Source organism: Methylovorus sp. MM2 (assembly GCF_001648895.1).
Lineage (GTDB): Bacteria > Pseudomonadota > Gammaproteobacteria > Burkholderiales > Methylophilaceae > MM1.
The window spans coordinates 1070413-1097201 of record NZ_LXUF01000001.1; the positions used below are offsets into that span (position 1 = coordinate 1070413).

Genomic DNA, 26789 nt, shown 5'->3' on the forward strand with positions numbered 1-26789 from the left:
TCTCAATCTGGATATTTTAAGGCTTGTACGCCTACTCACGGCCTTCAAAAAACTGAATGATTTTGCGTACTTGCGCTTTGTGCTTGCTATCAAGCGATGGTTGCTGAATATAATTCAGGTAAAAACGTAATCGCTGCATTCTGCTTAGATGATGTTTTGCAATCTTATCCAAACAGGCGATATCTTTGATGATGCGGTATTCAAGAAATTTCCCATACCAAAAATTGCCTGAAGGGCAGTCAATCAAGTAAAGATGGTTTTGCGCATCAACAAGCAGGTTACGCCATTTCAGGTCGTTGTGTGTAAAGCTCTGAGCATGCATTGTGCGCGTGATTTTTGCTAATTGCGCACTGATATTTCGTACCCAGCTTTTATCTTTCAGGCGCGCATCATTGGTTTGGGAAAGTATGGCCAGATCGGTCGTCTCAGGAATGCCCAGCGTGATCATGGCGCCTCGACGGCCGTGTGATAGATTTTTCCAAAAGGGCTGCGTTTCCATTCCCCATGCGACTACTGTTGCGGTGGGGATTCCCCATTCGGAAAAACGTTGCAGATTGAGCGCTTCACCTTTGATGCGTGGGCGACCAAACCATTTTCTTAGGCCTTTTCCCGCTGCATAATAGCGCTTGATGTAGTACTGGGTACCATGATGTTGGACACGGATCACTTCCGAAATTCGGTCATGTGTCAGTGGTTCGCCTTGTAACTTGAAGACGGCATCCAAGCTGCTGAATGTTTGCTTTAAATTTGGATAATTTGAATGAATGTGCCAAAAGGTCATACGTATTTTGTCAGGTCGTTATGCAAAAAAATCAGAAGCAGACTTATACGCATGCTTCTGATTCAATCGGGTTTTATCTCAGGAAATGACCTGTTTCAGTTGTTCAAGCACCGCAGGATTATCCAGTGTGGAGATATCTGAAGTGATTTCTTCACCCTTGGCTAAAGAACGTAACAAGCGGCGCATGATCTTGCCTGAACGTGTTTTGGGAAGATTATCACCAAAACGGATTTCATCGGGCTTGGCGATCGGGCCGATCTCTTTACCTACCCATTCACGCAGCTCTGCAATGATCTTTTTTGCGGCTTCGCCTTCAGGGCGCTGACCTTTGAGCACGACATAGGCGACAATGGATTCACCTTTGATCTCATGCGGCTTGCCCACAATAGCGGCCTCCGCCACAAGCGGGTTGGAAACCAAGGCGGATTCGATCTCCATCGTACCCAAGCGGTGGCCCGATACATTCAATACATCGTCGATACGACCCATGATCCAGAAATAACCATCATCATCCCGATGTGCAGAGTCGCCTGCAAGGTAATAGCCTTTTAGTTCCTCAGGGAAGTAAGACTTGATGAAGCGTTCTGGATTGTTCCAGATGGTGCGTATCATTGAAGGCCAAGGTTTTTTTACGACGAGCAAACCGCCGCCTGTGCCATCGATATGGCTGCCATCTTCATGCACGATATCCATGATGATGCCGGGTAGGGGACGGGTGCATGAGCCAGGTTTCAGATCGATAGCGCCCGGGAGCGGGGCGATCAAGTGAGAGCCGGTTTCAGTTTGCCACCAGGTATCCACGATAGGGCAGCGCTCTTTGCCGACTGTCTTGTGGTACCACATCCATGCCTCAGGGTTGATAGGTTCACCCACTGTGCCAAGCAGGCGTAAGCTGGATAGATCATATTTGTTAGGTAGATCGCCCCCAAGTTTGATGAGGGAACGAATGGCAGTGGGTGCCGTGTAAAAAATACTGACTTTGTGTTTTTCGATGATCTGCCAGAAGCGGCTAGCATCTGGGTAAGTAGGGATGCCCTCGAATACGACCTGAGTCGTGCCAACAGCCAGCGGGCCGTAAGTGACATAACTATGCCCCGTGATCCAGCCGACATCAGCCGTACACCAGAATATATCGGTGGCTTTGTAATCGAATACCCATTTCATGCTCATGATGGCGCCAAGCAGATAGCCACCTGTTGAGTGTTGTACGCCTTTTGGCGTTCCAGTGGAGCCTGATGTGTATAGAATGAATAATGGGTGTTCTGCACTGACCCAAGTCGGTTCGCAATAGTCTGATGCTTCCGCTTCTAACTCATGCCACCAAAGGTCTGTGCCGCTAATCCAATTGACAACGCCATCGGTTCTTTTGAATACAATCACTTTTTGTACGGCATCACAGCCACCTAAGGCGAGTGCTTCATCCACAGCCGATTTGAGTGCAACGGATTTTCCGCCGCGCACGCCTTCATTTGCCGTGATGACGAGCTTTGCACCGACATCGGTGATGCGCTCGTGCAAACTCTTGGCTGAAAATCCGCCGAAAACGACCGAATGTATGGCGCCAATACGTGCACATGCTTGCATCGCAATGATGGCTTCTATGCCCATCGGCATATAGATGATGACGCGATCGCCAAGCGTAATGCCTTGTGTTTTTAATGCATTGGCAAAACGACATACGCGCTGGTGCAGTTGCTTGTATGTGATATGACTTGAGCTGCCATCATCCGCTTCGAAGATGAGCGCGGTTTTGTCGCCGCGTGAAGCGAGATGTCGATCAATACAGTTGTAAGATGCATTTAACTCACCGTCCTCAAACCAGCGAAAAAAAGGTGCTTCAGAGTCATCAAGTGTTTGGGTGAATGGCTTATGCCAAGCGATCTCTGTGGCGGCTAATTTGCCCCAAAAGCCTGCATAATCGCTTTCGGCTTCTGCACATAAGGCATTGTATGCATCCAATCCTGAAACGGTGGCGGCCTGTTTGAATGATTCTTGTGGCGCAAATATTCTGGTTTCGGTGAGAACCGATTCAATCGACGACATGCTATTTCTCCGACAACATATAGTTTTATTGATACTTAAAAACCAAAGATGATATCCGTATACTTGCTAGAACTATCTTTTGGCATAAGTATCTTTATGCGTGGCACGCTCTGTTTTTATTGCGTATGCTTGTTTTATTCAGCAGGACTAATCATAACATTAGCAACAACGATTTTAGATGCTCACACTTACCCAAATTCTCGAAAATAATGATCTTTCTGATGCTACTGGCGCGCTAATCCGATATGCCGTGCTTTGTAGCCCGTTCGTCAAACGTCTGCTCGTGGCTGACGCTGATTTGCTGAATGAGCTTGTAGCGCAAATCAATCAACCTATTACCGAGCAAGAGATGCGCGATTGGCTAACGGCAAATGAGATAGCTGATGAAGTCATGCTCAAGAAAGTGCTGCGTAAGTTAAGGCAGCGGGTCATCTTGCGTGTGATATCGCGTGATTTAAATGGCTTGGCTGATTTGCAGGAAGTCGTGCAGACCATGACTAGCCTGGCGGAAGTGACGGTACAGTTCGCTTTGCAATGCATCACTCCATGGCTAGAGGCTATTTATGGGGAACCGATTGGCGAGACTGGCGAGAAACAGTCGCTGATCGTAGTCGGCATGGGCAAGTTAGGCGGGAAAGAGTTGAATGCTTCCTCAGATATCGACCTGATATTCGCCTTTGAAGAGGATGGCCAAACCAATGGTACAAAAAGTCTGAGCAATCATGAATTCTTTACGCGGCTTTCAAAAAAATTCATTGCAGCGATTGACGAGATCACGGCGGATGGGTTTGTCTTTCGCGTTGATATGCGCCTGCGGCCTTATGGCTCTGATGGACCTTTGGCATGCAGTTTTGCCATGCTTGAAGAGTATTACCAGAATCATGGGCGAGAGTGGGAGCGTTATGCCTGGATCAAAGGGCGTGTTATTGCCGGTGAAGAAAAGAATCTGGCAGCTTTATTAAGGCCCTTCGTCTTCCGTAAGTATCTCGATTTCGGCGCATTTGCCTCCATGCGCGATCTAAAAGTACAGATACAACGCGATGTAAATCGTCGTGATATGCACGACAACATCAAGCTTGGCCGGGGCGGTATCCGCGAGATCGAGTTTATCGCGCAGGTTTTCCAATTGATCCGCGGTGGGCGAGATACGGGGCTGCAAGTACGGCCAACGCTAAAAGTGTTGCATCTGCTTGGCATCAAAGGGTTGTTGCCGCAAGAAACGGTAGATGAATTGACTGCGGCCTATATTTTCTTGCGTAATCTTGAGCACCGTTTGCAGTATGTCGATGATATGCAGATTCAGGATCTACCCGTGAATGAGGAGGGGCGTGCCCGTATCGCTTTAGCAATGGGTTATGCCGATTGGCCTGCCATGCTTGTCGAGCTTGAGAAGCACAGAACGCAGGTGCAATTTCATTTCGATGAGGTATTCAACGACCCGCAAGCTAGCGAAACACCGCAGGATAAATCGCGCTTAAGTAAAACCAAGGATATCTGGCTGGGTGCGGTTGCCGAGCCTGATGCAATCGCCGGTTTGACGCATCTTGGCTACAGGAATGAGGTAGAAACCTTAAGGCGTTTGCGCAGCCTGCACGCCAGCCCAAGATATAAGGCATTGCCTGATCTAAGCCATCAGCGTTTTGATGTATTGATGTCGATGGTTATCGAGCTTGCCGCTCAGGAATCCAACCCTGAAGATACCCTGATGCGAGTTTCTGACCTGATGGATAGCATCTGCCGTCGCGCTAGTTATCTGGCTTTGCTCGCTGAATATCCGGCAGCGTTGAGTATGCTCATCAAGCTCGCGAGTGCGAGTCCTTGGCTGGCACAATATCTCACCCAGCACCCTATATTGCTGGATGAATTGCTTGATATGCATAGTCTATATGCCGTGCCAGATTTTGCGGCGATGCGTGTCGACTTGGCGCAGCGTTTGGCTGAGGTGGAGGGCGATGTCGAACGGCAGATGGATGTCATGCGTCATTTCAAGCATGCTGCGGTATTCCGTTTTGCCGCTCAAGATATCGCTGGCGAACTTCAATTGCAAACGCTGTCGGATTACCTGAGTGAATTAGCCAACCTGATATTGCAGGCAACGATGGATACGGTATGGCGTAATCTAAAAAATAAGCATCGTGAGCAACCGCAGTTCGCCGTGATCGGTTACGGCAAACTTGGCGGAAAAGAGTTGAGCTATGCATCCGATCTCGACATCATCTTTTTATATGATGACGAAGCAGCCGGTGCCGGTGAAGTTTATGCGCGCTTTGGTCAACGCATCAGTAATTGGTTAAATAGCCTAACTTCTGCCGGATTATTATATGAAACTGACTTGCAGCTAAGGCCAGATGGCGCCAGTGGCTTGCTTGTCAGTTCCGTGAAAGCTTTTCAGAGTTACCAGCAACATAAAGCTTGGGTATGGGAGCATCAGGCGTTGACGCGAGCAGGATTTAGCGCGGGTGACTCCAATATCGGAGAGGCTTTTGAGAAGATACGTCATCAAGTGCTGGTGCAAAAACGTGACCTGAAGACATTGCGCGCTGAAGTGGTAGAAATGCGGCAGAAGATGCGCGATGCGCATACATCCAAGCCCAGTTTATTCGATTTGAAGCAAGATGTCGGCGGCATCATCGATGTTGAATTCATCGTGCAATATCTCGTGCTCGCCTCTGCATCTGATTATGACGCATTAACAGAAAACATCGGCAATATCCGATTATTGGAGCGGCTGGCATCGCTTGGTTTGGTAGATGCAGTAAAAGCTGAAGGTGCTGCAACCGCTTATCGAGAGTTCAGACGATTGCAGCACGTTAGCCATTTGCAGGGCAGGTATCAAGCGTATGTTGCCATTGAATCTGTTCAGCCTCATGTCGAGGCTGTTCGTGATCTATGGCAAACTATATTCCGCGAATAACACTCGGGTAAGTGTAGTCCTGCTTGTTATTTTGCAGCCTCTTTTGTGGCCGATGTGACTTTCCAGATGGTATTGCCTACATCATCAGCCACCAGAAGTGCCCCGGCCTTATCGACTAATACACCTACCGGACGGCCTTGCGCTTCACCTTTGTTGTTCAGAAACCCTGTCAATATATCTACGGGTTCACCAGAAGGCTTGCCGTTTGCGAATGGTACAAAGATCACTTTGTAACCGCTGCTCGGGTTTCTGTTCCATGAACCATGTTGTCCGACGAACATACCATTATCGAACTGCACTGGTAGGCTGTTACCTTTGGCGCTAGTTAGCCCAAGCGAGGCAGTATGTGGGCCTAATGCGTAATCCGGCACGATCGCTTTTGCAACCAGTTCAGGTTTCTGGGGTTTGACGCGCACATCGACATTCTGGCCATAATAGCTATACGGCCAGCCGTAAAATCCGCCATCCTGCACGGATGTGATGTAGTCCGGCACTAGGTCGCTGCCTATCTCATCACGTTCGTTTACGGTCACCCAGAGCTGCCCGCTTTCAGGCTCCCATGTCATGCCGTTAGGGTTACGTATGCCGGATGCAAAGATGCGGTGCTCACCGGTTTTGGCATTCACCTCCCAAATGGCGGCACGGCCTTCTTCTATATCCATGCCATTCTCACCGACATTGCTGTTAGAGCCTACGGTCACATAGAGTTTGCTGCCATCTTGGCTGGCAATGATATTCTTTGTCCAGTGATGGTTAAGTGGCAGGCCGGGCAGGTCTGTTAGTTTGATTGGTTCGGCGGTGATTTCCGTTTGCCCTGTCTGGTAGCGGAATGTCACGACCGAATCTGCATTCGCCACATAGAACGTATCCCCGATCAATGCCATGCCAAATGGGGAATGCAGGTTCTTGATGAAAACGGAGCGTGCATCCGCCACGCCGTCTCCATCGGTATCGCGTAATAATGTAATGCGATCAGCGCTTGGTACACCTGCACCCGCTTTGCTCATTAGTTTGCCAGCTATCCAACCTCTAAAGCTAAAGGTGCCACCACCAGTTTCTGGTTTGTTACTTTCAGCAACCAATACATCACCATTCGGTAATTGATAGAGCCAGCGTGGGTGGTCAAGGTCATTTGCAAACACCGCTACGGATGTGCCTGGTGCCGTCAAGGGTTTATCTTCTCCATGCCAGCCTACAACGTTGGCTACATTGACTGTAGGAATGAGTGTCTCGTGTGGTTGAGGTAGTTCGGGTTTGGGTCCGATGCCTGCTGAAACGGGTAGCTTGGCAACATCGCCACATGCACTAAGTGTCATGGCGAGTAATGCTGGCAAAATCAGGTGGTGGCTGCGCATTAGTTTTACTCCTCGAATTGTTTGCAGCGATATTGCTGTGGCAATGATTGAGTAAATTAGTCAACATTCAGTAGTGACAGGTTCAATGAAATTTAACAATATCAATATCCAGCCTAATATTGATCTAAATTAGGCTGGATATTGAGTGTGACTAATGGGTAAAAACTATGGCGTATTTTTGTGCAGCTTGGTTGACGTATGTTTCTTGCGCATGCGGATATTGACCATCTCAACCAGTACCGAAAATGCCATTGCAAAATAGATATAACCCTTCGGCACATGTACATCCAACCCTTCGGCAATTAGCGTAAAGCCGACTAACATGAGAAATGAAAGAGCCAATATCTTGATGGTGGGGTTGGCATCGACAAAGTCACCAATTGATTTTGCTGCCAGCAGCATCACGCCCACTGCAATGATAATGGCAATCGCCATGATAGAAACATGATCGGCAAGCCCCACTGCAGTGATGACTGAGTCTAGTGAGAATACGATATCCAGCAACCCAATCTGTACCAATACCATGCCCATGGTGGTAGCAGCGGTGGGGGTTTCTGATTCCTCCGCACCTTCAAGACTATTGTGAATCTCATGGGTAGCTTTTGCCAGCAAGAATAAGCCGCCGCCGATCAGGATGATGTCTCGCCCTGAAATGCCCTGATTAAACACAGTAAACCAAGATTCAGTCAGCCCCATTACCCATGAAATAGAGAATAGTAAAGCTAAGCGTGCGAACATCGCCAACCCTAGTCCGGCTCTGCGTGCAAAGGCACGCTGCTTTTCTGGCAGGCGACCAACTAAGATCGAAATGAAAATGATGTTATCGATACCAAGCACAATCTCAAGTGCAGTTAATGTACCTAGTGCAATCCAAGCCTCAGGGCTTGCGAACCATTCAAACATCGTGTCTCCAATGAGGGTGATTTAAAAGAGGCTAATTTATTATAGGTTGGTGCGGAATAGGTGCTGTTTGGTTACTGCTAACGCATTCCTCCGCAAGCTGTATGGTAAACCTCTTTAGGAGAGGTTTCCAATCTCTTATGTATGTGTGCTTATTGCATCAACGGGTTTTATCTGCGCTTCCAATCAGTGGCTCACTTTTGCGTTGATCTGGGTCGCTCTCACATTAAACCGAGCTGCTTTAGCAGCGATTTGAATGTCGACACTCCTTGAGGTTGCAGCGGCCATCTCGGCGGGGAATATCCTTGCGGTCTGTGATGAGTTAGGCCGTAAACCTATTGGTACCATTCCGGCTTCCTTGCTTTCTTGCAGAATTGCCGTGCCGCTAATTTGTTTTTTGGTTCAATCTCTAATTCCAGCGCATTTAGTTTTGCAAGAATGTTTTCTTGGTTCTTATATTTGTGTTTGAGTTTTGCTAGCTTTGCATCAGTTCCTGGGCATGCTTGGCAAATTGACCAGTTAATATCGGCTTGCCTTTCTTCATCATAACCATCCTCACCTCGCCAGTGATCGCATGATTCGCGCAGCTTTAAGAAGTTTGAGACATCCCTCGGTAATGCATCGGCTGCTAAGGCAGAGACGCAAACAAAAAGCAGGGTAAATAAACAAAAAAATCTCATATGGCCTAACGTTTGAGTGAAGGGGCACAATACTTTAGCGCGTCCCGCTTGAATGATGGGTTAGGCAACATAGCTAATTTGCTCCAAAGTAATATATTTTTCTTCACCAACACCGGTAACGATTAACTCGATTAATACACTAATCTCTTCGTTTATAGCCGTGACACACTCTACCAATGCATAAAGACCTGTGTCGTTAGATTTGAAGTATTTAACTTGAATTGATGTTGATTTTCGACTTGATGATTTTTCAGCTTCTGAAAGGCACTCTTCAAAATCTTGTTGAATTGCTAAAACTACATCTCGCCCAAATGCGAGGGCGTATCCAAAACGTTCAGCGAGTAATGAGAAGTTCTTGTTAGCAACCAAAGCAACAACCTCCGCCCCAAAACCCGAAAGGGTATTTTCATCTGTTTGTGCGGACGAAATTCTCATATTGCCTAACGTTTGACATAAGGGGCGCGCTTTAGCGCGTCCCGCTTGATGGATGGGTTAGGAAGCATTAGAAAGAGAAGCTAACCCAGAGAGCAAAATACCAAGCAACAAAAGTATAAGAGCTACTTGTGATGCACGAAGCCAGCAGTTTTTAATTTCGACTTTTGGAACACCCTCGAAATAAGCATCTTTATTTTCGGTGATGCTTAGACCATAGAATGAAAATAGAGCTAAAACTAATGTGCCTGAAACTTGCAGAGCTGTGGCTAACAAAGTGATGCAAAACATATGGCTTTTCACAAACTCGAATAACCCGCACATATTGTGTTCCTAACGTTTGAATTAAGGGGCGCCGTTAGGCGTCCCGCTTGAATGATGGGTTAGGCTTATTTTTTTAGGTAGAGAAATTGCATAGAGTAATAAACCAATGGTTCCAATAAATTTAGCTATTAGAGGAGCTAGACCGAATAAAGGCGGATAACTGACAGTGCGAAAGTTTATTGCAAGTTGGAACATGATAAGCGGAGAAATAGTAGCTACTAAAGCTCCAAAGAAAAACATAGCGGTGGGTATGGTTCTTGAGCGCCAATAGAGAATGCCTGCGCCACATAAGAGAACATATTCCACAGTGTGACTTATGAGAAGCATTAAGTAGTTCATTATAGTTATCAAAATGATCATAATTTTTAAAGCCTAACGTTTGAGGTAAGAGGCGCGCGCAAGCGCGTTCTGCTTGACCGAGGGGTTAGCCATTTTTTTATTTAAAAAGTACATGCAGCTCATAACCTTTTCCCGTAGGCCAATTGTCTCGAGTAATTTCGATAGTTGATTTTCCAAGTTTAGCCTGGATTGGTTTGCCAGATTTAATTGCGGTAGAAATTGAAGAGGGCAATTTCTCTCCAGTAATTTTCTTGCTCAAGACCTCTGATGAGTTGATAAGCTCGGAATAAGCAGAAGAAGTCTCTGATTTATTATTTATGTTTAATACTAATTTAGCTTGAGTAGCTAAACTACTTTCGCCTTCTACATAATATGCTAGGTTGTTTGCCATAGGAAAACCCGTACCAATTTCTTTATATCGACTACTGCAGCTAAATTGGTTTTCATATAGATTTTTCCAGCCTCGTGTAGCAAGCCCCACCTCTTTTAAAAATGAGCACACTTTGATTGGAGAGGTTTCTACAAGAGCAGCATTTGCAGTGGCAACCATGAATGAAGTTAGAGTGATTAGTAAGGTTATAAAACTACGCATTGTGGTTCCTGAAATGGCTAACGTTTGAATTAAGGGGCGCGCTTTAGCGCGTCCCGCTTGAATGATGGGTTAGGGAACATAACCTTACCGCCACTCATGAATAGATGGAATTGGCCCGAAAGTTTTTGCCAGTACATAAAATGCGAGCAAGAACAGGGCTGCCAAAAAGACTAGGCCTACAAAAAAGTAAAGCATATCAATTGCAAAATGTTTCGCGCTAAGTCGCACAGCACTTACAAACCCTTTTTGCTTTTTGACTTCTGATTCATAAGAGAGAGAATCAGTTTTTGGGAAACTAATTATATTTAATGAAAGCAAACGTAGAGCAAAGCGACCAATGTCACTCACCCATTCTAGAAGAACAAAATAGAGAGCTCGATCAATAGTTCGAGACTGCATTTTTCTCGTTTCCATGCTTATTATTCCCTAACGTTTGAATTAAGGGGCTGGCTTTAGCCAGTCCCGCTTGAATGATGGGTTAGCCAGCATGCCGAGCCTTGAGCAAAGCACGCAGACCAAGTATAGCCAAAGCAGCCAAGGCCGAGAATACACAAAACAGATGTAACTCTCTGAGCGGGACAAGCTGATAAAGGGCGTTTGTTTCACTGAACGGTGAAAGTGGGACGATATCAGAGTGCATGACACTATCTAGCACGATATGAGAATAGCTACCTGCTGCTGCACCTAACCAAATGGGTATTGGCTTTAAGCTTTGCCAATGAAATAAATTAGGTAACTTTAAACGGGAGGCCAGCTTTAGGGAGAGCATGAAAATAAGGGCTGTAAGCACCATGATGATGGTAGCGCCAACATAGGTATGAAAGAACCGATGCAATGGATATTGGTGAGTAACTATGAAATATAGCGGCTCAATATCAATGAGTATATTAGCTGAACAGAAAGCTAGGAAACTGACATGCTTCGGTGCAACCGCATGAAGTGCAGCGCCAGGGCCAAAATGAAAAGGGGTAAATGGCATCGTTGGTTTTAGAGGGCTAACGTTTGACATAAGGGGCGCGCTTTAGCGCGTCCCGCTTGATGGAATGGTTAGAGGTTTTAAGCCGCATGATTTGTAAAAGGCTTGGTAATGAACTTGGCAATTGAATGAGCCCTAAATAAGAAGGCTAAAGCAATAATTAACTCTATCAATATAAAGCTGACATCTGCTTTGCCTTCGGCACCTAAAGTATCAAGGATTGAGGCAGAACCAGCTTTTAAGCTCGTTTGAAACAGGTACGATACTAAATCGGGTGCAGCATCGACGACTTTCCATAACCCTAGCATTGCAATGCCTACGGTTGCAACTTCATCTGGACGTGTATTGAGCCGATTTTCGAAGGTGGTTTTTGGTACTAGTTTATGAGAGATAACCATCGGGAAAAACCAAGAAAGCACTGCAACTGATAAATATATAGTACCAATAACTAACGAGGCCGAGGCTTTGTCATCCATTCCATGGGACCACAATGCATTGGGCATTCCTGAAAGGTAAGGAATTGAAAATAAAGCCATCGTTATTGAAAACATACGTATAGCCAAACCGACGAATTGCTGCGGAGTCATATTTTCACCTCTAACGTTTGAATTAAGGGGCACGCTTTAGCGTGTCCTGCTTGAATGATGGGTTGGGGCGCTCATAGATTCTGGCTGAGTTTCGAGTTTGCAGTTGTTCTAAAGACGCGAAGCTACCGATGCTTCTTATGGCCAAAAGAAAACAACGCAACGAAACCTGAGAGCCAATAAGTGATTATGCTAAAGGCAAGCAACATTACACGAGACGGATCATTGCTTGCGTGGAATCCCCACTGGATTAAGAAGCCGACAAGAATCGATGTCCACGCGCAGCTAAGTGCAATAGAACGTTCAGATCCGCGAAGTACCGCAACGAACACTGTAAGAAGGGGGGCAGCCGATACGACGGCGAAGACCACTACCGCAGATAAAAAGCCGTGACCACCTTCCGGCAGATTTGATGCCACAAGTATCTCTCCTGCCATAAGTACAAGCAAAAGTACCGCTGTGGTCTTGGTCAACACGTTCGTATCAGTAGACATGTGCGCCCCAACGTTTGAATTAAGGGGCGTGCTTTAGCACGTCCCGCTTGAATGATGGGTTAGACGACATAATTTTACAATGGTGGTGAAGGTGGAAACCCACGATGTAGAAACCAATCGGCGGCGAAGAAAATAAGTGGCGCTACAATAATTGAGATGGTGCATGCAACAAAACGGAATAATTTAGTCTGTTTTTGACCGCCACGGTAAAACAACCAGAAGAAAAACGTACTAAGCCATATAACAAGAGCCACATAAGGCAGTACACCACTTAAAACAACCCATTGCTCTGTATAGTTACTAACACCACCACCAACATTAAGCCAATTGTACATAAAGGCGCTGTATGCACTGCAATACGCAGAGAGAGCTGCAGCAATGTTGGTATAAAATAACAACTTAAATGCTCTATTCTTCATGGCGTTCTAACGTTTGAATTAAGGGGCGCCGCTAGGCGTCCCGCTTGAATGATGGGTTAGAGCTCATGTTTAACTCTCCACTCTTCAGTCCAGGAGTGAATTTTGACGTGATGCACTTGCTTCGAGTTATCAGTACGTTCACTTTTTAGCATGGAGGTAGTTAATTCATTGCTGCCCCAATCTTGAGTAAAAAGATGATTATGGTCGCACACGCCTTTCTCAAGCTTTTGCAGCATATTGGAAAGGGACTTTTGTAAAAGCTCAATTCCCTCTTTATTTGCATGAATATTGACCGTATCACCTTCTGGTGATGTAACAAAACTTAAAAGAGGAGCAACTTTAGTCATTGGTGAGCTCTAACGTTTGAATTAAGGGGCGCCGTTAGGCGTCCCACTTGAATGATGGGTTAGGCCATAACTTTGCTCAGCCATGTTTGCTGAATTTACGACGAGCCACCCAGCGTGCGCCCAAAGTGCGATAGAGATAAAAACCAAAATACCGCCAGAGAAAAATGCCGTAAAGAGCGACGCAAGATTTAAAGCGAGAACTGCGTTACCCAGACTAGGTTTGCTACTGGATGCTAGCTTGTAGGCAAGAACAGTTAGCAAGATGCCGGGGTATATGCCAAGAGTAAGTACGGTGAGAAGTAAGCCCATGCTGGGAGTTGGGAAGTTTGCTTTGTATAGTTTGCCAATTGAACCAGCTTTGAAAACCACCCAGATGGCACCATACAACCCTAAAGTAATACCATTGGCAAAGTAAAACTTTCCACGACTGTGGTTGATATTGCTGAGTAAACCATCGCTCATTTTCTGCCTAACGTTTGACATAAGGGGCTTGCGATAGCAAGTCCCGCTTGATGGACGGGTTAGAGCTCACGCCGTTTAGACCCATTTGGCAATTCCATAGACGATGGTTCCTATGCCAAAGGCAAGCTGCATACCAAAGAGAACACGGAACGCCACTGTATAGCGGATGACGCCCGTGTGGCGCTTGGCGTCAAGCGCAAAGAGGCGGGAGTGCTGTGGAAATTGCTTTTCGTATTCCTTGAGCCCTGGTACGGCAAGCTTAAGAAGACTCTGGCTTCGTACATCGATTACAGCGAACACTACCGAGAGTACGACAACAAAGCCGCCGATGAGGGCGAATACGGCACCATGCGAAGACTTCTCTACGGCGGCAAATACGCCACCATTAGCGAACACCGAAAAGACAACGAAGAAGTTAAACGCTTTCAGTCGCTGCTCGGCGTTGAACGCAAAATGTTTCCAGAGATAATCGAATTCTTCGGTGTTCATATTTGGGCTCTAACGTAAAGTAGACATCCTATTTGACGCTTTATTTTGCGTCAAATAGTGAATTGTCTTGTAATATTTAAATGAAGAGTATAATGAAATCATGTGATTAAATATTTTTAGTACATCCTAAATTTAAAATATGAATACGTCAAATATAGAGCCGCCTAAGCTGTTAGAGCAAGTGCGTGGAAAAATCCGGCTTAAGCATTACAGCATACGCACTGAGCAAGCTTATGTTGATTGGATTAAACGATACATTTTGCATTTTGACAAGCGGCACCCAAAAGACTTGGGGGCGGCAGAAGTGGAGCAGTTTTTAACGCACTTGGCGGTGCATGGAAAAGTCGCGGCATCCACACAAAATCAGGCAAAAAGTGCGCTGCTATTCTTGTATAAAGAGATTTTAGCGCTTGAGCTGCCTTGGTTGGATGATGTGGAACGCGCAAAAACGCCCAAGCGCTTGCCCGTGGTGCTTAGCCAAGCTGAAGTCCAGCAAATACTCTCGCATTTGGAAGGCACGCATCACCTGATTGTAAGTTTGCTTTATGGCACAGGCATGCGGATTATGGAGGCGTTGCGTTTGCGCGTGAAAGACATTGATTTTGCCCGCAAAGAGATTTTGATACGTGATGGCAAGGGTTATAAAGACCGCATTACGATGTTGCCGCTAAGTTTGATCGCGCCGCTGCAAGCGCATATCAAGCGCGTAAAAACTGTGCATGAAAAAGATTTGAATGATGGCTATGGTGCGGTCTATATGCCGTTTGCGCTGAACAAAAAATATCCATATGCAGCACGGGATTGGTCTTGGCAATACATATTTCCTTCTGGCAAGTTATCGGTTGATCCGCGTGCTACAGAAGAAGCGCCTGAAAGCCGACGCCACCATATTCAAGATCAGGCGATTCAACGTGCAGTGCGGCAGGCAGTGATGGACGCAGGCTTAACCAAACCCGCCACGCCGCATACGTTTCGTCATAGTTTTGCTACGCATTTGCTCGAAAGCGGCTATGATATTCGCACTGTGCAAGAGTTACTTGGGCATAGTGATGTGGCAACCACCATGATTTATACGCATGTATTGAATAAAGGTGGTCGCGGGGTTGCCAGCCCATTGGATAATCTATGAGTCTACGGTTCCGTTTAAACTTACTGATCACCTTGATCTTGCTGCTATTTATGCTGGCGGTGGGGTTTGTCGTCATCAAGGGCATGAAAAGTACTACGCAAGAGGGCGTCGAATCCGCAACGCGGGTAACGATACAGCTACTTGATACGGTGATCCTGAGTTCTTACCAGAATCCCGAATGGGGATATACGCATGAAGTCATGCACCGTTTTCTTCAATCACTTGGGCATGTGCGTAGTAATGAAATCACTTTGTCCGATTTACATGGCAACTTGATCTATCGATCCCCATCATCCAAATATCGGGAAGAAGAAACTCCACCACAGTGGTTCATTCACTTGCTGGCACCGGAGCAGGAGGTTGTGATCAGGCGCATTCGCTTTGGTTTGCTTGAAGTGGCTTCTAACCCCGGTGGTGCGATACGCGAGGCTTGGAGCAGGTTTACTTCATTGCTATGGATAGGGGCAGGGTTCTTTCTGGTGCTAAACATCGCGGTTTATTGGATGCTTGGGCGCTGGCTAAGGCCTATTCAGCCGATGCTTGAGGCGATCAGCAAAGTCGAGCAGGGTGATCTGACGACACGATTGCCCGACTTCAAATTGCCTGAGTTCTCACGCATGGCGCGAAACTTCAATCTCATGGGCGAATCTTTACAGGCGAGTACTGAAGAAAGCCGTCGGCTTGCATTGATCGTTAAGCAGACTGCCGATGCCATCATGATTCATGATCTAAATGGCAATATCTCTTTCTGGAACCCCGCCGCACAAAGGATGTTTGGCTATGGCCCGGAAGATATCATTGGAAAATCGGCAGCATTGCTCATACCGCAGGGAGCGGAGGACGAGTTGGCGCAGAATCTTGCGGTGATTGCGGGCAAGCGCCCGGTAGAGCAGTATGATACGCAACGGGTAGCACGTGATGGAAAGCTTAAGGATGTCTCGCTTTCAGCTGCGCCATTGATCGACCCGCATACGGATGAAGTGATTGGCGAGATATGCAGCATGCGCGATATCACTGAGCGTAAACAGGCGGAAGAAACCGCGCAGCAGCTAGAAGAAAATCGCCAGTTAACGTATTTGATTCAACGGCATATCGAAGATGAGCGCCGTAGCCTTGCGCGTGAATTGCATGACGAGCTAAGCCAGTACGTTACAGCAATCAAGACTTTTGCGGTGGGTATCGCCAATAAGACCAAGACGCAGATGCCCGATATCGAGGCCAATGCACAAACTATCGTGGCTGCAGCGAATCATATCTATGATGGGATGCATAATATAGTTCGCCAATTACGCCCCGGCGCGCTTGATAATCTTGGATTGTCCGAGACCTTGCGAGATAGCGTGAATAGTTGGCAGGCGCAAAATCCTAAAATCAAGTTCACCCTACAGCTGTCTGAGAATTTCGATACGTTGGGCGAGACGCTGAATATCAATTTGTATCGTATTGTGCAGGAGGCAGTGACGAATGCGATTCGCCATGCGGAGGCCAGCGAGATCGATATCGCCTTATCCAGAGTCGAAGACACTGTACTTCAGTTGACGATTAAGGATAATGGCTTGGGCATGAATATCTGTAATGTGGATCAGACGCAGCATTTTGGATTACTAGGTATGCGCGAACGCACGCAAGCTTTGCAGGGTAGTTTTACCGTAGATTCGATGTTGCAACAGGGGACTTTGATCAAAGTGCTGGTTCCTGAAATAATCAATTCCCTGAAATAATTAGTTCAAAGTGATCAAATAGAAAGCATGCGATGAGTGGTGTGATTAATGTGATGTTAGTAGATGACCATGCCGTGGTGCGTATGGGATTCAAGATGTTGCTCGAGTCTGCGCCTGACATCAAGGTGGTGGCCGAAGCTGAAAATGGCGAGCAAGGGGTGAAGATGTACATGGAGCATCACCCCGATGTGGTCGTGATGGATATCACCATGCCAGGAATCGGCGGTTTGGAGGCAATCGAACGCATCATGGCGAAAGATAGTCATGCGCGCCTGCTCGTACTTTCAGCGCATGAAGATTCCGTACACCCTAAACGCGTGTTGAATGCAGGGGCACTCGGCTATCTGACTAAGCGCAGTGCAGCTGAAGAGTTAATAAAAGCAATTCGTACTGTCGCAGGCAGAAAACGATATCTTGAGGCAAGCATTGCCCAGCAAATGGCGATTCAGCAACTCTCCGGTGAGACGAATCCGGTAGATGTGCTGTCTGATCGTGAGTTTGAGGTGTTTATGGCCTTGGCAAAAGGCAAGACTACCAATGATATTGCTGAGACACTGAGTCTATCGCCGCGCACTGTGGGTACGCACTTGTATAACATCAAACAGAAACTCAATGCCAATAATTCTGCTGAGATCGCACTTATTGCGATGCGGTCAGGCCTGATAGACCCTTAGTTAGAGGCCAGATATCGTGCGATACTGATTTCGCCTGCGCCCGCAATTTCGACTACAGTATGTGAACCGCTACGTATCTTGCCGAAATCAGGCGGTATCAAAAAGATCACTTGCTTGTTGTTCTCACCGTTCAATGCGCCACTAGCCATTTGCCAGCGAGCCCATTCATTTTCCGGTGGTAAGCTTGTAGCGCCCATCAGGCGTGCTTTTTCAAGGATCGCCTGTTTCTCTTCTCCAAGTATCATGCCCCACACCTCAACTTGTACAAGCTGATTTCCCTGGATTAACCCTGCGGGATAACTGTTTGCTGCGATATCCCGCGTTGGCCTGATCATTTTGATCGGTGGTTGCTCTGCTTCTGCTTTATTGGCAGCAGCATCTTCAATTGGCTGAACGGTTCTGAACCCAGAGGTGACAAATACTGCCCAATATTCATCCGGCACGGTATCTTTCAATTCCACATGCTGATAACGATTCTCTTCTGCCTGCTTTAACAGTCTTGCGTCATAGGCATCTGATATCTTCTGGTCAGCAACGTGTGAAATGATCGATGACGCGACTTGCTGCGCGATGCTGCCACCCATACAGCCTGATAGCGGTACCATAGGCAATAAGACCCAATATTTTTTCAGATCCCAATATTTTTTCAGATCAAGTCTAGCCATGATGCGTAAACGGAAGGTTGCGTTATTAACGCGGGAAGGTAAGCGTATGCCTTCCCTAAGCCCTTGTCTACTAAAAGTAAATCTTTATGTAAGGGTGACAAAAATCGTCACAGAAATAACCACTTTACAATAGCCGCTTTTATGATTAACGCGCAGCCGCTTTAACGCTGATGATGCCACTGATGATAATGAGGCCGATGGCTAACCAGCTATCGAAAGACAAAGTCTCACCCCATAGAACGATACCAAACAAGCTAGCTAGTACGACGGTGGTGTAGGCTAGGCTACCAACGACCAGCGGATGCCCTGTGCGATATGCGCGCGTCAAGGCAAGTTGGGCGATAGTGGCTACCAATCCCAAGCTTAGAAGCAATAATGCATCTAAGCCATCAATAGGCGTAAACCGATGTAGCAGCATCCATAAAGCCCCGCCTATCGTGCAGACTAGTGTGAAATAAAATACGGTGCGCCAGTCAGGCTCGCCTGCACGCCCAAGCTGCGCTACATGAATGTACACGATGCCTGCCAGAATGCCAGAGCACAGGCCTAGTGCCCCGGCGATCAGTTGATCAATATGTAATGTTGGTTTTAGCAGCAATGTTACGCCGATGAACCCCAGAATGATGGCCGCAAATAGTATCTTTTTTGGCCGTTGGTTTAAGAAGAACGGCGTCAAGCTGGCCATAAACAATGGCGATGTGTAATTGAGTGTCACGGCTGTAGCGAGTGGTAATTCGCTTATCGCGTAAAAGAATAACAATAGGGAGATAAAGCCTAATACTGCGCGCCACATATGCTTGCTGAGTAAAGGCGTTGCTAGCGGTAATCTGCGAATACGTGTCAGTGCGTAGATGAAGACCAGACCGAAGAGTGAGCGATAGAAAACCAGCTCAGCGGCACTGAATTTTTGCGCGCCTATCTTGACCAATACGCCCATGATGGCAAAAAAGAATGCTGCGACCAGCATCCATAAGCTACCGAGTTTTGCGTCTTTCAGTTTTGTGAGAATGCTCACAGATGTGGTTCTAGCTGCTTACGCATCCAGATATGAAAATGTTCCAAGCCTGTTTCCATGGGGTGTTGATATGGGCCGCGCTCATCGACACCTAACGCGTACAACGCTTTACGGCCATCATGCATGCGCTGACAAATCTCTTTATCTTCAACCGCGGTTTCATTGTAAGCGGCTTGTTGTGCTTCAACAAATGCGCGTTCAAATAAAGCGATATCTTCAGGATAATAGAACTCAACCACATTCGTGCAAGCATCTGTACCACGGGGGATGATATGTGAAACAACCAATACGTTGGGATACCATTCAATCATCAAAAACGGGTAATACACCATCCAGATCGCGCCATGTTTGGGCGTTTTATTGTTGCCGTATTGCAATACCTGCTCTTGCCATTGCTGATAGATAGGTGAGCCCGATTTCCCTAGTGATTGATTAACACCAATGGTCTGCACGCTGTAGTTCTCGCCAAACTCCCATTCGAGTTGTTTACAGTCAACGAACTTGCCTAATCCTGGGTGGAAAGGGCCTACATGGTAGTCTTCCAGATAGACTTCGATAAATGTTTTCCAGTTGAAATCGTATTCCTCGACCATCACTTTATCCAGCATGTAGCCAGTAAAATCAAAATCCTGCTTACAACCAAGCTGGGCAAGTTCTTTTGATATATCGCGTGAGCTATCGAATAGCAGGCCGTTCCAGTTTTTGAGGGTAGTCTTATTCAGATGCAGGCATGGGTTCTCTTCAAAATGTGGCGCACCCAGCAACTCGCCTTGCAGGTTATAAGTCCATCTATGCAAAGGGCATACGATATGCTTCGTTTGCCCGCGGCCATTCAACATGATGGCTTGCCTGTGACGGCAAACATTGCTGACCAAAGAGACTTGCTTGCCGTTATTTACAAGTGCTTTCGCTTGCTGCATCCAATCCAGTGTATGGTAATCACCCTGATTTGGTACCATGCGCTCATGACCAACGTATTGCGGCGCATTGGCGAATAATACTTTTTGTTCTAAAGCGTAAATATTTGGGTCTGCGTACCACGAGACGGGGAGCTGCGGTAACGATGGTCTTTTCAGCGCGGTAACGGATGCCAATGAAATCATAAGAAGAAACTATTTAAGCGTGTGATCTACAGAGGGAATGGCTGATTCCAGTATTAAATCAGCATAGCCTTTAAAGCCAAATCGGCGTGAAGCTGGAATTTTGCCCTAACCGGATTTTTTTTCAAGCATATTTTATAATTATGCGTATTTTGAAATAACCGTGCAGGCTTGTGTTGGCAGTGTTTCAAGCGGGTTTTTCCTTGCTAAATTCCTTGTTTTAAGATACCCTCCACACTCTTGATGCAAAACGATTTTTTAACTGTAGACGGTGGCATTGGCCGCCGTTTCTGTTTTTAACTTTAGAGTAAAAAATGTCGCAACATTTAATGAATACTTACGCTAGGCAACCAGTCACCTTTGTTAAAGGTGAGGGTGCGTGGTTATGGGATGCGCAAGGTAATAAGTACCTTGATGGTTTGGCTGGCGTTGCTGTCAACGGTTTGGGGCATGCGCACCCAAAACTGGTTAAGGCAATTAGCGAACAGGCTGCAAGATTGATCCATGTGTCTAATCTGTATGAGATCGCGGAGCAATCTGCGCTTGCAGATAAGCTTTGTGCGATTGCCGGTATGGACCGCGTGTTCTTTAGTAATTCCGGCTGCGAAGCCAATGAGGCCGCAATCAAGCTTGCGCGCCTGTATGGGCATCAAAAAGGGATAGAGAACCCTGAGATCATCGTGATGGATAAGGCTTTTCATGGCCGTACTTTAGCTACGTTGTCAGCAACAGGTAACCGCAAGACGCAGGCAGGCTTTGAGCCTCTGGTTAGCGGTTTTGTGCGTGTGCCGTTTGATGATCTTCAAGCAGTTAAGCAAGTTGCTGCACATAACCCCAACGTGGTGGCGATTTTGGTCGAGCCCATACAAGGTGAGGGCGGCGTCAATATCCCTCAGGATGTAAAAGCATACCTAGAAGGCTTGCGCGATATATGTAATGAAAAAGGCTGGCTGCTGATGCTCGATGAAGTGCAGAGTGGCATTGGTCGCACTGGCGAGTGGTTCGCCTTTCAGCACACAAGTATCACACCGGACGTGATGACTTTGGCCAAGGGCTTGGGCTCAGGCGTGCCTATCGGCGCCTGTGTCGCGCTGGGTGCAGCAGCGGATGTATTTACTTATGGCAAGCATGGCTCTACCTTTGGTGGTAATCCATTGGCTACAGCGGCTGGTTTGGCTACGCTGAATATCATCGAAGAAGAAGGTCTGCGTGCCCATGCCGATCAGCTAGGTGCGTGGATTAATCATGCGCTTAGTGGGCAACTTGCCGATGTGAACGGTGTTGTGAAGATACGTAATGCTGGCTTAATGGTCGGTATCGAACTTGACCGCCCATGTGCTGAGCTCGTCAAACAGGCCCTTGAGGCAAAGTTGCTGATTAACGTCACTGCCGATAAAGTGGTGCGCTTATTACCGCCGCTTGTGCTGACGCAGGACGATGCCAAGCATCTAGTGGATACCCTTGTTGGGCTCATTAAGAAATTCTTGAGTCAATAATTCTGGCCTGTAATTAAATTTAGCTGAAAAATATGGCGATCAAACATTTTCTGCAATTTAAAGACTTGGCGCGAGATGAGCTCGAGCATGTGTTTGCGCGCGCGCTGTGGATCAAAAATCAGTTCAAGTCCTACCAGCAATACTGGCCTTTATCTGACCGCACATTGGTAATGATTTTTGAAAAAGCCAGTACGCGCACTCGCCTGTCGTTTGAAGCCGGTATACAGCAACTAGGTGGTTCGGCGATCTACCTGAATACCCGCGATTCGCAATTGGGGCGCGGCGAGCCGGTTGAAGATGCTGCACAAGTGATTTCCCGCATGAGCGATATCGTGATGATTCGTACATTCGAGCAGGAGATCATCGAGCGTTTTGCTGCTAACTCGCGTGTGCCGGTAATCAATGGGCTAACTAACGAATATCATCCCTGCCAGATATTGGCGGATATTTTGACTTTTATCGAGCATCGTGGCCCGATTCAAGGGAAGACAGTTGCCTGGATAGGCGACTCTAATAACGTCTGTAATACATGGCTTCAGGCAGCAGAAGTGCTTGATTTTAATGTGCATGTATCCACCCCGCCGGGATATGAAGTTGAGCCTGAGCGTGCTGGTTTATACGGGCATGCGCATTATGAAGAGTTCGCTGATCCGATGGAAGCTGCGCGTGATGCCGATATGGTCACTACCGATGTTTGGACGTCGATGGGCTTTGAGGCTGAAAATGAAGAGCGCATGCGTGACTTTGCTGATTGGCAAGTCGATGCCGACATGATGCGTATCGCAAAACCAGATTCTCTATTCATGCATTGCCTGCCAGCCCACCGTGGTGAAGAGGTGGCTGCTGAAGTGATTGATGGCCCGCATTCCGTGGTGTGGGATGAAGCTGAAAATCGACTGCATGTGCAGAAAGCATTGATGGAGTATTTATTGTTGGGGTATGTTTCAGCCTAACAGGCAACCTTGTGATGGAATCTAAAGAGCTTTCAAATCACATCCTACCTGTAGCCTCTACGATGGTAGGTGTTTGTGTGACGGTTATTTCCGTTATTCAACTGGCGCCGGATAAAGCGATCTCAAGCTGGGCAGATAAATTGCTGGCGATAGACAGTCTGGCTTTTATGGCGAGTACGTTTTTATCGTACTGGTCTATTCGCCACAAGGACAAGCTATTAAACATCGAGCGCTATGCAGATCGGCTATTTTTGCTGGGTATGGTGATCATGGTATTTGTGAGTTTTCTAGTAGCTTTCGAGCTATTTGCAGATTAAGTTTGAGTGTTGATAAAGATTAAGCGAAAAAGGGAATTGAAGTAATGAGCGATGTAAAGAAAGTAGTACTGGCTTATTCGGGCGGATTAGATACTTCCGTCATCCTGAAATGGCTGCAAGACGTCTATCAATGTGAGGTCGTGACTTTTACCGCTGATATCGGTCAAGGTGAAGAGCTTGAGCCGGCGCGCGAAAAAGCCAAAAAATTTGGTGTAAAAGAGATTTACATTGATGACTTGCGTGAAGAGTTCGTGCGTGATTTCGTATTCCCGATGTTTCGCGCCAATACCGTTTACGAAGGTGAATACCTGCTAGGCACTTCTATCGCTCGCCCATTGATCGCAAAACGCTTGATCGAGATCGCAAGTGAAACCAATGCTGACGCTATCTCACATGGTGCTACTGGTAAAGGTAACGATCAAGTACGTTTCGAGCTGGGTGCTTATGCGCTTAACCCTAACATCCAGATCATCGCACCGTGGCGGGAGTGGGATCTGTTAAGCCGTGAAAAATTATTGGGTTATGCCGAAAAAAATGGCATTCCTGTCGAGATGAAACATAAGCAAGGCGGTAGCCCATACAGTATGGATGCCAATCTGCTGCATATCTCTTACGAGGGCCGCCATCTTGAGAATCCTGCTGCTGAAGCAGAGGAAGATATGTGGCGCTGGACAGTTTCGCCAGAAAAAGCGCCAGATGCAGCAGAGTATCTGGATATTGAATATGAACATGGCGATCCGGTTGCCTTGAATGGCAAGCGATTGCCTCCACATGCATTATTAGCTGAGCTGAATCGTCTAGGTGGCAAGCATGGCATTGGCCGTCTTGATCTGGTCGAAAACCGTTATGTAGGCATGAAGTCCCGTGGTTGTTACGAGACACCGGGCGGCACTATTTTGTTGAGAGCACACCGTGCAATTGAGTCTATTACGTTGGATCGTGAAGTCGCGCATCTTAAAGATGACCTGATGCCGCGTTACGCTAGCATGATCTATAACGGTTACTGGTGGAGCCCCGAGCGTTTGACATTACAAACACTGATCGACCAGACACAACATACAGTGAATGGTTGGGTGCGCCTCAAACTGTATAAAGGCAATGTGATTGTCACAGGGCGCGATAGTAAAACCGATTCGCTGTTCGACCCAACGATCGCCACTTTTGAAGATGATAAAGGTGCATACGACCAAAAAGATGCAGGTGGATTCATCAAGCTCAATGCCCTACGTATGCGTATTGCGGCAAATTTGAGAAACAAGAACAAGTAGTCACCTAATATAGTTAGAGGAGAAGCTCAAATGGCACAATTTGATCATGTAAGCGTCAAGAAAAAAGCGAACATCTATTTCGATGGTAAGTGCGTGAGCCATACAGTGCTCTTCCCCAATGGCACGCGCTGCACTGTAGGCGTTATCTTCCCGAGCACGTTGACTTTCAATACAGGCTCTCCTGAGTTGATGGAGATCAATACGGGTGTTTGCAAAGTACGTCTTAAAGGTGAAGATGCTTGGCATACCTACAAGGAAGGTGAAAAATTCACAGTTCCGGGTAATTCCAGCTTTGATATTGAAACTGTTGAGACCTTAGATTACGTTTGTCATTTCGAGTAAATCCTATGCCTTCATTTGATATTAGTTCTGAAGTAGATATGGTTGCCCTTAAAAATGCGATCGATGTGGCGGCTCGCCAGATCACTAATCGCTACGACTTTAAAGGGTCAAGTGCCAATGTCGAGTTGAATGAGAAAGATAGCCTAATCACCTTATTTGGCGATTCTGATTTTCAGCTGGATCAGATCAAGGATATCCTGCTGCCAGCTATGGAAAAGAAAGAAGCCGATAGCGCAAAACGTTTGGACCATCAGGAAGTGCAAAAGGTATCTGGCAACAAGGTAAAACAGGTACTAAAGATTAAAGCTGGAATCGATGCCGAGTTGGCAAAGAAGTTAGTCAAACTGTTAAAAGATAGTGGTTTGAAAGTGCAGGCCAGCATTCAGGGTGATACGGTTCGCGTAACCGGCGCTAAGCGTGATGTGCTGCAAGATGCTATTGCAACAGCGAAGAAATCGATTACGGACTTCCCGTTGCAGTTCGGAAACTTTAGGGATTAGATGCCTGCCTAAACAGGCAATCGCGGGTGCATGAGCATCACGCCATATTAGGTATTTGTAATGAAAAAAACGCTTTACGATAAATTGTTTGATTCGCATGTGGTGCATGAAGAAAACGGCACCGCGTTGATTTATATCGACCGTCATTTGGTGCATGAAGTCACTAGCCCTCAGGCATTTGAGGGTTTGAAGCTTTCTGGCCGTAAACTCTGGCGCATCAACTCAATACTGGCAGTGCCTGATCATAATGTGCCAACGACAGATCGCAGCACCGGTATTCAAGGTATCACTGATCCGATCTCACGCTTGCAGGTCGAGACCTTGGATAAAAACTGTGGCGATTTTGGCGTAACCGAATTCAAGATGGATGACGTACGTCAAGGTATCGTGCACGTGATCGGCCCTGAGCAAGGGGCGACTTTGCCTGGTATGACCGTTGTTTGCGGTGATTCCCATACGAGTACACACGGCGCATTCGCTGCTTTAGCGCATGGTATTGGCACCTCTGAAGTCGAGCACGTGATGGCGACGCAGTGTTTGGTGCAGAAAAAATCCAAGGCGATGCAAATCAATGTCGAAGGCGAATTGGGCTTGGGCGTTACGGCCAAAGATGTTGCGCTCGCAGTGATCGGTAAAATCGGTACAGCAGGTGGTACTGGTTATGCGATAGAGTTTGCAGGTTCAGCTATCCGTGGTTTGACTATGGAAGGTCGTATGACGCTCTGTAATATGGCAATCGAAGCGGGTGCGCGTGCAGGCATGGTGGCGGCTGATGACACAACGATCGATTATATCAAGGGTCGTCCTTTCGCACCAAAACCTGATCAGTGGGATGCAGCAGTGAGTTATTGGCGTACGCTTCATAGTGATGATGGTGCCAAGTTTGATGCCGTTGTTAATATCGATGCAGCAAGTATATTGCCACAGGTCACTTGGGGTACGTCGCCTGAGATGGTGATCGATATCAATGGCAGCGTGCCTGACCCTAAAGATGCCCATAGCGATGTGCAACGTCAGGACTGGGAGCGCGCATTGCAATATATGGGGTTAGAGGCCAATACGCCTGTCTCAGATATCATGATCGATAAAGTCTTTATCGGCTCCTGCACTAATTCGCGTATAGAAGATCTGCGAGCTGCGGCGCGCGTTGCACAGGGTAAGCATATCGCCTCCAATGTTAAGTTGGCTTTGGTTGTGCCGGGTTCTGGATTAGTGAAGGCGCAAGCAGAAAAAGAAGGCTTGGATAAGATATTCAAGGATGCTGGTTTCGAGTGGCGTGAGCCTGGGTGTTCTATGTGTCTTGCCATGAATGCAGACCGCCTTGAGCCGGGTGAGCGTTGTGCTTCAACATCCAACCGTAATTTTGAAGGCAGGCAAGGGCAGGGCGGTAGAACGCATCTTGTAAGTCCAGAAATGGCCGCTGCCGCTGCCGTTTCTGGCCATTTCGTTGATGTACGGCAGTTAATGTAAATGGTGGT

30 protein-coding genes are annotated in these 26789 nt (G+C 47.0%); 11 read left to right on the forward strand and 19 right to left on the reverse strand.

Annotated features, from left to right (window positions below; genetic code table 11):
• Positions 1–31 precede the first annotated feature (31 nt).
• Both A7981_RS05030 and acs read right to left on the reverse strand, forming a co-directional pair.
• Entirely contained in the window at positions 32–724 is a 693-nt protein-coding gene (locus A7981_RS05030; protein ID WP_217234055.1) for a lipopolysaccharide kinase InaA family protein, read from the reverse strand.
• A 135-nt stretch (positions 725–859) separates the two neighbouring features.
• Positions 860–2824, reverse strand: coding sequence for an acetate--CoA ligase (gene acs / locus A7981_RS05035; RefSeq protein WP_067264858.1), 1965 nt, complete (start codon positions 2822–2824; stop codon positions 860–862).
• A 178-nt stretch (positions 2825–3002) separates the two neighbouring features.
• Here acs and glnE point away from each other — a divergent pair, with 178 nt between their 5' ends.
• Positions 3003–5738, forward strand: a complete 2736-nt coding sequence (glnE, locus tag A7981_RS05040; protein ID WP_067264861.1) for a bifunctional [glutamate--ammonia ligase]-adenylyl-L-tyrosine phosphorylase/[glutamate--ammonia-ligase] adenylyltransferase — start codon at positions 3003–3005, stop codon at positions 5736–5738.
• A 26-nt stretch (positions 5739–5764) separates the two neighbouring features.
• Here glnE and A7981_RS05045 read toward each other — a convergent pair whose 3' ends face one another.
• The 14 genes from A7981_RS05045 to A7981_RS05115 form a co-directional block, all read right to left on the reverse strand.
• Complete coding sequence (locus A7981_RS05045; protein ID WP_067264864.1) at positions 5765–7093, reverse strand: sorbosone dehydrogenase family protein; 1329 nt, start codon at positions 7091–7093, stop codon at positions 5765–5767.
• 165 nt (positions 7094–7258) lie between these two features.
• Positions 7259–7996: a TerC family protein gene (locus tag A7981_RS05050; protein ID WP_067264866.1), complete on the reverse strand. Its 738-nt coding sequence runs from the start codon at positions 7994–7996 to the stop codon at positions 7259–7261.
• 332 nt (positions 7997–8328) lie between these two features.
• Positions 8329–8673 carry a hypothetical protein gene (locus A7981_RS05055; RefSeq protein ID WP_067264870.1) on the reverse strand — a complete coding sequence of 115 codons (345 nt, stop codon included), beginning with the start codon at positions 8671–8673 and terminating at the stop codon, positions 8329–8331.
• 60 nt (positions 8674–8733) lie between these two features.
• Positions 8734–9108 (reverse strand): hypothetical protein, encoded by a 375-nt coding sequence (locus A7981_RS05060; RefSeq protein WP_067264872.1) that lies wholly within the window; start codon positions 9106–9108, stop codon positions 8734–8736.
• Between the two features lie 57 nt (positions 9109–9165).
• On the reverse strand, positions 9166–9429 hold the full coding sequence (locus A7981_RS05065) for a hypothetical protein (protein WP_067264875.1): 264 nt from the start codon (positions 9427–9429) through the stop codon (positions 9166–9168).
• A 436-nt stretch (positions 9430–9865) separates the two neighbouring features.
• On the reverse strand, positions 9866–10318 hold the full coding sequence (locus tag A7981_RS05075; protein ID WP_165595539.1) for a hypothetical protein: 453 nt from the start codon (positions 10316–10318) through the stop codon (positions 9866–9868).
• Positions 10319–10444: 126 nt separating this feature from the next.
• On the reverse strand, positions 10445–10774 hold the full coding sequence (locus A7981_RS05080) for a hypothetical protein (protein WP_067264884.1): 330 nt from the start codon (positions 10772–10774) through the stop codon (positions 10445–10447).
• A 64-nt stretch (positions 10775–10838) separates the two neighbouring features.
• Positions 10839–11369, reverse strand: coding sequence for a hypothetical protein (locus A7981_RS05085; RefSeq protein ID WP_082889212.1), 531 nt, complete (start codon positions 11367–11369; stop codon positions 10839–10841).
• A gap of 47 nt (positions 11370–11416) precedes the next feature.
• Positions 11417–11923: a hypothetical protein gene (locus A7981_RS05090; protein WP_131800937.1), complete on the reverse strand. Its 507-nt coding sequence runs from the start codon at positions 11921–11923 to the stop codon at positions 11417–11419.
• Positions 11924–12045: 122 nt separating this feature from the next.
• Positions 12046–12414 (reverse strand): hypothetical protein, encoded by a 369-nt coding sequence (locus tag A7981_RS05095; protein ID WP_067264889.1) that lies wholly within the window; start codon positions 12412–12414, stop codon positions 12046–12048.
• A 74-nt stretch (positions 12415–12488) separates the two neighbouring features.
• Positions 12489–12833, reverse strand: coding sequence for a hypothetical protein (locus tag A7981_RS05100; protein ID WP_067264892.1), 345 nt, complete (start codon positions 12831–12833; stop codon positions 12489–12491).
• 56 nt (positions 12834–12889) lie between these two features.
• Complete coding sequence (locus A7981_RS05105) at positions 12890–13180, reverse strand: Imm32 family immunity protein (RefSeq protein ID WP_067264896.1); 291 nt, start codon at positions 13178–13180, stop codon at positions 12890–12892.
• A gap of 21 nt (positions 13181–13201) precedes the next feature.
• Positions 13202–13642, reverse strand: coding sequence for a hypothetical protein (locus A7981_RS05110; RefSeq protein ID WP_067264901.1), 441 nt, complete (start codon positions 13640–13642; stop codon positions 13202–13204).
• A 75-nt stretch (positions 13643–13717) separates the two neighbouring features.
• On the reverse strand, positions 13718–14131 hold the full coding sequence (locus tag A7981_RS05115) for a hypothetical protein (RefSeq protein WP_067264902.1): 414 nt from the start codon (positions 14129–14131) through the stop codon (positions 13718–13720).
• A gap of 139 nt (positions 14132–14270) precedes the next feature.
• Here A7981_RS05115 and A7981_RS05120 point away from each other — a divergent pair, with 139 nt between their 5' ends.
• The 3 genes from A7981_RS05120 to A7981_RS05130 are packed head-to-tail and all read left to right on the forward strand — an operon-like array spanning position 14271 to position 17655.
• Positions 14271–15260 (forward strand): integron integrase, encoded by a 990-nt coding sequence (locus tag A7981_RS05120; protein WP_067264904.1) that lies wholly within the window; start codon positions 14271–14273, stop codon positions 15258–15260.
• Positions 15257–16981 (forward strand): PAS domain S-box protein, encoded by a 1725-nt coding sequence (locus tag A7981_RS05125; RefSeq protein WP_067264907.1) that lies wholly within the window; start codon positions 15257–15259, stop codon positions 16979–16981. The genes A7981_RS05120 and A7981_RS05125 overlap by 4 nt, the downstream gene beginning before the upstream one ends.
• 32 nt (positions 16982–17013) lie before the next feature.
• Positions 17014–17655 carry a response regulator transcription factor gene (locus A7981_RS05130; RefSeq protein ID WP_174545136.1) on the forward strand — a complete coding sequence of 214 codons (642 nt, stop codon included), beginning with the start codon at positions 17014–17016 and terminating at the stop codon, positions 17653–17655.
• Here A7981_RS05130 and A7981_RS05135 read toward each other — a convergent pair.
• From A7981_RS05135 to A7981_RS05145, 3 genes are all read right to left on the reverse strand, one after another.
• Positions 17652–18320, reverse strand: coding sequence for a hypothetical protein (locus A7981_RS05135; protein WP_067264909.1), 669 nt, complete (start codon positions 18318–18320; stop codon positions 17652–17654). The genes A7981_RS05130 and A7981_RS05135 overlap by 4 nt on opposite strands.
• 145 nt (positions 18321–18465) lie before the next feature.
• Positions 18466–19335 (reverse strand): DMT family transporter, encoded by an 870-nt coding sequence (locus A7981_RS05140; RefSeq protein ID WP_067264912.1) that lies wholly within the window; start codon positions 19333–19335, stop codon positions 18466–18468.
• The gene (locus A7981_RS05145; protein WP_067264915.1) at positions 19332–20438 is read right to left on the reverse strand and encodes an SRPBCC family protein; all 1107 of its coding nucleotides are present in this window, start codon (positions 20436–20438) and stop codon (positions 19332–19334) included. The genes A7981_RS05140 and A7981_RS05145 overlap by 4 nt, the downstream gene beginning before the upstream one ends.
• 311 nt (positions 20439–20749) lie before the next feature.
• On the opposite strand from A7981_RS05145, the gene A7981_RS05150 reads away from it, so the two are divergent.
• From A7981_RS05150 to leuC, 7 genes are read left to right on the forward strand one after another with little or no spacing between them, the layout of a single operon-like run.
• Positions 20750–21931, forward strand: coding sequence for an acetylornithine transaminase (locus A7981_RS05150; RefSeq protein WP_067264918.1), 1182 nt, complete (start codon positions 20750–20752; stop codon positions 21929–21931).
• Between the two features lie 32 nt (positions 21932–21963).
• A complete protein-coding gene (gene argF, locus A7981_RS05155; RefSeq protein WP_067264921.1) occupies positions 21964–22884 on the forward strand; it encodes an ornithine carbamoyltransferase in 921 nt (306 codons plus the stop codon).
• Positions 22885–22898: 14 nt separating this feature from the next.
• Positions 22899–23201: a hypothetical protein gene (locus tag A7981_RS05160; RefSeq protein ID WP_067264923.1), complete on the forward strand. Its 303-nt coding sequence runs from the start codon at positions 22899–22901 to the stop codon at positions 23199–23201.
• A 44-nt stretch (positions 23202–23245) separates the two neighbouring features.
• Positions 23246–24469, forward strand: coding sequence for an argininosuccinate synthase (locus A7981_RS05165; protein WP_067264926.1), 1224 nt, complete (start codon positions 23246–23248; stop codon positions 24467–24469).
• A gap of 30 nt (positions 24470–24499) precedes the next feature.
• Positions 24500–24811 carry a pyrimidine/purine nucleoside phosphorylase gene (locus A7981_RS05170; RefSeq protein WP_067264928.1) on the forward strand — a complete coding sequence of 104 codons (312 nt, stop codon included), beginning with the start codon at positions 24500–24502 and terminating at the stop codon, positions 24809–24811.
• 5 nt (positions 24812–24816) lie between these two features.
• Positions 24817–25311 carry a YajQ family cyclic di-GMP-binding protein gene (locus tag A7981_RS05175; RefSeq protein WP_067264929.1) on the forward strand — a complete coding sequence of 165 codons (495 nt, stop codon included), beginning with the start codon at positions 24817–24819 and terminating at the stop codon, positions 25309–25311.
• A 60-nt stretch (positions 25312–25371) separates the two neighbouring features.
• Entirely contained in the window at positions 25372–26781 is a 1410-nt protein-coding gene (gene leuC / locus A7981_RS05180) for a 3-isopropylmalate dehydratase large subunit (protein ID WP_067264930.1), read from the forward strand.
• Positions 26782–26789 lie beyond the last annotated feature (8 nt).